Here is an 8,147-nt window from a genome sequence, read left to right as displayed (position 1 = left end):
AATTGTCCTTCTTCTTCACCAATATATTTTACTATGAATTGATATTCTAAAGGAGAGGGCTCTAATACGCAAGACATATTTACACGATACTTCTCTTCTTTAATTTCTTTTCTTCCCGGTAATATAACTTCATTTAAAGTTATTCTTATCTCATTATTCACTATTTCTTGTTCATTAATAAACTGATCTTCTTTATCAAGTATTCCATTAATATTAATATCTCTCCATATTTGAATACTACCTTCATTATAGGTATTATTAAAAGATATATCTTCAATTTTAGTACCTGAAATGCCATCAGCAATAAATTTTAGTACACCTTCTCTATTACCGATATCAATATCACTTTGGACTAAATATATATTATTTCTTTTAATCTCACTCACTAAGAATGCTTCTCTTAATCTTAACCATTCTTTTAAAACTTCAACATTTTTCTCAAATTCTATATTAGTATATGTTCTTGATTTCCAATCAGAGTCTGTGAAATCTACATAATCCTTATATCTATCTGCATACACATCAGCTCTTATTGTGCTATACATTTCATCAAGTTTTAGTAATGTAAAATCTATTATTTCTTCCATTTGAATAGATTCCCAGATATACTGATTGGATAACTCCACGTACTCAGGATTCTGTAGCATTCTATAATTCAAAAGATTTAAAGGTATATTAGTTGTATTATATTGTGAACCACCATTATTGCTTAATCCAAAAGCATCCCAAGCAATTGGTTCAAACTTTCCATTAGAAGGATCAAAATAGAACTTATTGTTATGTACTTTAGTTACATGACGACTTTTACTTATTTCCATAAATGCATTCCATTTAAGGTATTTTTCAATATCTAATATTTGTTCTATCTCATATGGGAATATATCTTTATTCCCATTATTACTTACTGTTAATAATTCATTCAAATCGCTAAAATCGCTTTCTTCCATTACATTATATTCCGCATGCTTTTCCCAGACTTCAATATTCCCCCAAACATCTTCCTTAGCCTCACCAACATATAGATTGGAGGGCAGTTTTTTATTATTTCTTAAAAAGCTTTCATCTGTCTGATCTATATATAAAAAGACCCCTGCATATTTATTATTCATAAATACTCTCACAGGCTCAACATTTGCTGCTAATATACCCATCTGTGTTGCTATCTGCGCTTCCAAATAATCAACAAGCATTGTCTTTTCACGAGCATTAACAAAATTAAATTTTCTAATCCCATCTATCAAATCATCTTTTTTTGTTTTAATTCTATAGGATTTTTTATCATATAACCAATGCCAAGTATTATCTCCTCTAAACCTTAGTTTAACTTTATGCATTTTATCTTCATATCTCATATATGCATCAATATATTCTTGACCACTTTCCGGTAGATTAGTTGATAAACTATTATACTCATTTACATCTACATTAATATAATACGTTTTTAAATCACTATATCTGGTTGGATTATTGTTAGTGGTGAATGAGTTATATATTTCTTTAAAAGTATCATGATACCCTTCTCTTAAGTTTTCTATTGATATGGGATTATATTGACGACCTCTATACTCTACCAATTTATAATTATCTTTAATAACAACAAAGGTCATGGAAATAAAAGCAATTATAATAATACTACTTAGACAAATGAGAACGCTATATAATTTCTTTTTCTTACTCATGTTTATTTCTCCTTAACTAGTTAAGCTCAATACTAGTACACACAAATCAATTTCATTAATACATAATCTCTGAAATATTCATACTCAACTTCCTTGTATCCTTAGTACCTGGCGAGAATGATTTATTGCATTTTATAGTAATATCATTATACATTAATTTATCTAAAGGAAGCCTAACTTTAGTATTATGAATTCCGGTATCTTCTATAATTATCTCCTTTAATAAATTTTTATTATTATAAATTTTAATTTTTAAAGGCAAAATCTTAATACTAATAACTTGCATATGTATAGTTATTTCTTTAACTTGATTAGGCGTCATCATACAAAACTCTTTACCGATCCAACCATCACTATATCTTATAGGTAAATGATTTAATACATACTTAGCAGTAAGATGGGAAATTGCCCTAGCTAGATAACTAATAAATGGTATGCCATTTGTTAGTTTTACAAGAGTATCAGTTCCATAAAGAAATAATCCATGAGGATATTTATTATTACTATACGTCCTCATTAATTTAGTTATTTCCTTTAGTCTTTTTATTCCACCAGTACTAGTTTTTGTTTCTCCATATTCTCTTGAATTTGCTAAAACTTCATTTATAAAACCCACTTTATAATTTAAAGACAATTTTATCCAAAGTTCCCAATCCATACACCAATTTAAACTCTTGTCTAAATAACCAACTTTTTCAAGAGCCTCTTTTTTAAAAAATGTCGTTGGCTGTAAAATATAATCCCATACATGTGTCAAAGTCCATAAGTCAAACTCCTGGGTCGCCCCAAACCTATTAACTTTCTTACCCTGCTCATCAATAATATCACCTTGCCCATAAACTAAAGCAACTTCAGGATTGTTAATAAAATAGCTGACAGCTAAAGATATAGCTCCAGGTTCATATGTATCATCAGAATTTAGCCATGCTACGTATTTTCCTTTTGCCATTCTAAATCCTTTATTGATTGCATCAGATTGACCATCATCTTTTTCAGATGTCCACTTTATTTTATCACTATAGTTCTTTAATATATCTAAAGTATTATCTGTGGACCCACCATCTACAACAATATATTCTACATTATCGTAATCTTGCATAAGTACGCTTTCAATAGTATCTTTAATATATTTTCCTTGGTTAAAGGAAGGGGTTATTATTGTAACTAAAGGTTTATCACTCATATTTTTCACCTATTTATATAAATTCTATTTCATCAATTATATATGCTAAATTTCTAATATCGTTATTGATACCTAGTTTTTTAGGACAAAATACATTGTTGGCTAGAAGTTGAAAATTAATTTTACCTTCTTGATTTTTAGGAAAATCTACTTCCTTTATAAATTGACCTTTTTCTTTAATCTCAACTTCTCCAATTTTTTTACCATTAAGCATTATTTTAATCTTTAAAGAATCATCATATGGCCATAGATGTTTTCCTTTTAGCACTATTTTGTTTGTCTCTTTTTTTACATCATTATTAAATGAGAAAACCTTTGATACCCACCCATCTTCATACCTGTCGGTATAGGTTGCGGGTTTTATTCTTTGCTTTATTTTCTTTTTCAATAGATTAATTGTTAATCTACTTGCATAACTTATGTTTGTAATATTATATTTTATAAATAGACAAAACAATATAATTGTAAACTTAATGCTTCTTTTTCCTTCACAAATATAGTCCGAATAACCATACAACCATGATAATGGTACGTATTTATAATATTTCTTCACTGTTCTACAAACTTCTTCAAACACTTCTGTTCTTCTACCTAGTGTTTTGTTTTCTTCATACATTCTGGAAGTAGCAATATATTGAGGTATATATGCAACTTGAGTATGTTTACCTATTCGCATCCACATTTCATAGTCCATACATAGATGTAATGATTCATCAAGATACCCTACATCTTCAAAAACCTTTTTCCTGATAAAGCCAGTAGGCTGGCAAATTATACAATTTTCTGCTAATCTGTTATAATTAAAAGGTTCTGTTAAATATCTATCAACTATATTACCATCTATATCTGTATAGTATCCTTCACCATAAACCATCCCAACATCCGAATGACTTGTAAGAAAGCGTACACCTTTCGAAATAGCATTATCAAGATAAGTATCATCTGAATTTAACCAACCAATTATTTCACCTTTTGCTAGTTTAACACCCTTATTGACAGCATCAGCTTGTCCATTATCCTTTTCAGAAATCCATTTAATTTTATTACCAAAACTTTTAAGGATTTCTACTGTTTCATCAGTAGATCCTCCATCCATTACGATATACTCTATATTTGGATAATCTTGATTCAAAACACTTTCAATCGTATCTTTTATGAATCTACCTTGATTAAATGATGGTGTTATTACAGATACCAGAGGAAATTTATCTACTTTACAGCTATTAATATATAATTCATCAAATATATCAATTGTCTCTAAAGCACTTTTTTGCCATGAGAATTTATTTTTTCTAATACTACCTAATTTGATATACTTTTTCCTTATTTCCTCTTGACACATCATCTTAGCCATCTTTTCAGCTATATCCTTTGGATCTAATGGATTAAAATAAAGTACTGATTCACCAGCTATTTCGGGTATACTTCCTTTATCAGAACATATTACTGGACACTCTACTCGCATTGCTTCAACAACAGGTATACAAAAACCTTCAAATAATGAGGGAAAAGACATAAATTTAGCATTACGATATATATATTGCATATATTCTTGAGGAACATAACCAAGATAGATAATATCATTATCTAAATTATTTTTTTTAATAAAATGTTGTATCTTAGCATCAAATTTCTTTTTATCACCAGTAAATACTAGTTTAAGATTATCTTTATATTCATTCTTATAATACTTAAATCCTTCAAGTAATTTTAGATGATTTTTATGAGGCCATGTATTTGATGGATAATAAGTATATTGCTCAGGTAACTCTAATTCTTCTTTTACCTTATTATTAATTTTTATATCATTATCATTATAAAAGGATTTATCAGCATCTAAATAAACTACTTTAATTTTATTTTCATCTATATCATATTTATTTATTATGGTTTGTTTGGAAAACTCTGAGATTGTTACCACTACATCTGCCTTTTGCATACTTGACAAATAATTCTTATGTCTAAATTCTAATACCTCTTTGGTAAAATATTCAGGAAAAAAATCATGTTGCACATCAGGTATTGTAACCATCGTTGGAATATTAACATATCGGGGTTCTAGATTTAATAATGGACAAAACCAAATATCAATATTCAAATCTTCAATAAAATTATATAGCTGATGTTCTCTATTTTTTTGAATATTAATTAAGATCCTTTTACTATTACCTTTAAATGTCTCATAATTATGTTCATTTAAAAATAAAATTAATTCATATTCAGATTTTTTTTCAACATAGTAAATAATATTTCTAATATATTGCTCCATTCCCCCAATTTTTCCTGGGTATAAATCTAGCAAATTTATACCAACTTTCATATAATCTTTCACCTCATTTTTTACTAAATTAGTTTTATTCTTCTTAGCATCTTGATTATTTTTTTATCATTAATATGCTTAAGCTCATTAGCTAAATCATTAATTATATTATTTTGTTTCGTTTGTACTAGCTCACTTTTTTTAAGTTCTAATGCTAGTTCATTTATACTATTTTCTTTATCGTGTAACAGCTTTTGTTGATCGGTTATAGTTTCTTGCTTTGTATTTCTATCTGTTTTTACATCTTTAATCTGTTTTTCTAGATCCAATATTTTTTCTTGCTGTCTATTAATAACTTCTAGTCTTGCTTCTCTATCTTTTTCTATTTCATCAATTTGTTTTTCTCGTTCTAATATCATTTCTTGTTGTCTATTAATAACTTCTAGTCTTGCTTCTCTATCTTTTTCTATCTCATTAATATGTTTTTCTCGTTCTAATATTATTTCTTGTTGACTACTAACATCTTCCTGTCTTGCTTTCTTATCTATTTCTATCTTGTCAATATGTTTTTCTCGTTCTAATATTATTTCCTGTTGTCTATTAATCACTTCTAGTCTTGCTTCTCTATCTTTTTCTATCTCGTCAATATGTTTTTCTCGTTCTAATATCATTTCCTGTTGTCTATTAATCACTTCTAGTCTTGCTTCTCTATCTTTTTCTATCTCTTGAATCTTTTGTTTGTTTAATTGATTTTCGTCATAAATATCATTTAATGCTAATATGACCCTTGCACTCTTTTCACTTTCTAAGTAATCTAATACAGACTCTTCATCATACTTTTTTAATTCATTTTGTGAAGCAAATATAAACATATCATATGGATAATATTCCTTCTCAAAAGCAATATAATTAAAACCTGATACTTTTAATATATCTTTTATCCCTTGCATTGTATATAAATATAGATGTTCGTTAGCCTTTAACTGTTCAACGAAAATGCTTTTATCATCAATAAGTTCGTTATAACTCTTATCAAACTCTCTGAAGCAAGGCATTTGTAATACTAATATCCCATCATCTTTTAACTTACTTTTTATAACTTTCAGTGTATCTAATGGCTTATTTAAATGTTCAAAAACATCCATTAAAATAATCATATCAAACTCATTATCTTTTATATGTAAGTCTTCTATTCGTCCTTTTAGCATAGTATTGCCGAATACTCTATTTGAAAACTCACAAACCCAAGGACTTAGCTCGGCTCCCAAAGCTTGGTAGCCCATTAAATTCATTAGGTATACTAACCCTCCATGACCACATCCTAACTCTAAGATTTTAGCTTGTGGTAATTTATATTTCATTATGTTTTTTAACCAATAAAGGCATCTATCATAAATATCTTTCCTAGATCGTTCAAAAATATCTGGATAACCATAATCATCTTTAACATGTTCAACCCAATAATCTTTACTATAAAATCCATTTTCATCTTCTAAGATATTATATTCATTATCATGTAACATTGTTTTTGCGACTAGGGTGTTACAATTGTTACAAAGATAATAGTCTTGTGAGTATGATTCTTTAAGTTCATTTCCACACCAGCATAATTTACCTTCCATATAAATAGTTTCCCTTCAAATAAATAAATATTTTTATCGTCTATCTTATTTCTAATTCACATTTTCCTGGTAAATTAGCAATACCGTGATGTAATAATTCAGTTGGTTTTCCGCCCTTGTTTAAGATCACATTAAAAGTTCCAACCATAGGTCTATGACATAATCTCATTTCATGCCTGCATAGTTCTTCATAATACATATTTTCTTTATTTGAATAATTACTAGGATCCATAGTACTTAACCCTACTTCAAAAGTATATTCACCTTCTTGAATACCCAAGAGAATTTCCTGCCTAAACCGTAATACTGAACCCTCACTAACGTACATTGGTACCTCAGAGTTATATTGCATTGTACTTTTTCCATGTACTATTATAGCTTTATCGCTATATATCACAACCCCACCTATAGGTGTACTTATATTTTTAAGAATCTCAAATTCATAATAAAATACCGCCTTATCACCTACCTTGAACACTCTACAAGGGTTGCCTTCATCATCGCACAACCCTACTGCAACACACTTAGCGTAGCCATTGTTTATTTCAGTATCTTCATGTAAATGAAAAAATGCCTCATTCTTAGGCCATTTGAAATTACTATTAGTATAATTATTTGTAGCAATATTATGATCTATAGATAAGTCTTTAACGCCTTGTTGTAATAAATAGTATTTCCTTACAGCTTCTCTCGTGTCACCAACAAAAATAGCTTCTCCAGCATTAAGTAAGACCGTTCGTTTACAGAACTGTTCAACCTCTCCCATACTATGTGATACGAATATAATGGTTACACCTTTTTCTCTAAGTTCATTAAGTTTTTGGTAGCATTTTTGTCTAAAAAATACATCTCCAACTGCCAAAGCTTCATCAATTAGTAAAATATCTGCATTAACATTTATAGCAACAGCAAATGCTACTCTAACGAACATACCACTTGAATATGTCTTTACAGGACTATCTATAAATTCACCAATATCTGCAAAACCTACTATATCGGCTATTTTCTCCTCAATCTCATCCTTAGATAATCCTAGTAAAGACGCATTCAAATAAATATTCTCCCTACCTGTATAATTAGGATTAAAGCCACTACCTAATTCAAGTAAAGCTGCTATCTTTCCATTTACTTTTAGTTCACCATTAGTAGGCTTAAGGATTGATGCAATCATTTGTAATAAAGTACTTTTTCCACTGCCATTTACACCAATGATACCAAATGTTTCTCCTTGTTTAATATCAATGTTTATATCCTTTAGTGCCCAATGCTCTTTTGCAAATTTTTTTCTCTTAATACGATTAAATAATGATTCTTTTAATCTGTCTTGAGGTTTATCGTATATTTTATAACATTTACTTATATTTTTCATACTTAATACAATGTTGCCCATCATTTAAAACTCT

At 28.6% G+C, this 8,147-nt stretch carries 5 protein-coding genes; all 5 read right to left on the bottom strand.

All coding sequences use genetic code 11. The features are described 5' to 3' along the window. A partial coding sequence (locus C1Y58_RS22380) for a CotH kinase family protein (RefSeq protein ID WP_157950242.1) occupies positions 1 to 1,679 on the bottom strand: 1,679 nt, incomplete at its 3' end. Positions 1,680 to 1,734: 55 nt separating this feature from the next. Continuing rightward, the gene (locus C1Y58_RS22375; RefSeq protein WP_105619013.1) at positions 1,735 to 2,862 is read right to left on the bottom strand and encodes a glycosyltransferase family 2 protein; all 1,128 of its coding nucleotides are present in this window, start codon (positions 2,860 to 2,862) and stop codon (positions 1,735 to 1,737) included. A gap of 13 nt (positions 2,863 to 2,875) precedes the next feature. Beyond that, a complete protein-coding gene (locus C1Y58_RS22370) occupies positions 2,876 to 5,182 on the bottom strand; it encodes a glycosyltransferase (RefSeq protein ID WP_105619011.1) in 2,307 nt (768 codons plus the stop codon). 23 nt (positions 5,183 to 5,205) lie between these two features. Next, positions 5,206 to 6,744: a methyltransferase domain-containing protein gene (locus tag C1Y58_RS22365; RefSeq protein WP_105619009.1), complete on the bottom strand. Its 1,539-nt coding sequence runs from the start codon at positions 6,742 to 6,744 to the stop codon at positions 5,206 to 5,208. 40 nt (positions 6,745 to 6,784) lie between these two features. Beyond that, positions 6,785 to 8,137, bottom strand: coding sequence for an ABC transporter ATP-binding protein (locus C1Y58_RS22360; RefSeq protein WP_105619007.1), 1,353 nt, complete (start codon positions 8,135 to 8,137; stop codon positions 6,785 to 6,787). Between the last annotated feature and the right edge of the window lie 10 nt (positions 8,138 to 8,147).

The sequence above is a fragment of the Vallitalea okinawensis genome (assembly GCF_002964605.1).
Classification (GTDB): domain Bacteria; phylum Bacillota; class Clostridia; order Lachnospirales; family PQDH01; genus Vallitalea_A; species Vallitalea_A okinawensis.
Note: the sequence above shows the minus strand (reverse complement) of the source record. Positions and strands in the feature narration are given on the sequence as shown.

Bases quoted from the DNA above. Each gene is read 5' to 3' on its own strand.
- C1Y58_RS22375 (WP_105619013.1), bottom strand. From the start codon at position 2,862: ATGAGTGATAAACCTTTAGTTACAATAATAACCCCTTCCTTTAACCAA.
- C1Y58_RS22370 (WP_105619011.1), bottom strand. From the start codon at position 5,182: ATGAAAGTTGGTATAAATTTGCTAGATTTATACCCAGGAAAAATTGGG.
- C1Y58_RS22365 (WP_105619009.1), bottom strand. From the start codon at position 6,744: ATGGAAGGTAAATTATGCTGGTGTGGAAATGAACTTAAAGAATCATAC.
- C1Y58_RS22360 (WP_105619007.1), bottom strand. From the start codon at position 8,137: ATGATGGGCAACATTGTATTAAGTATGAAAAATATAAGTAAATGTTAT.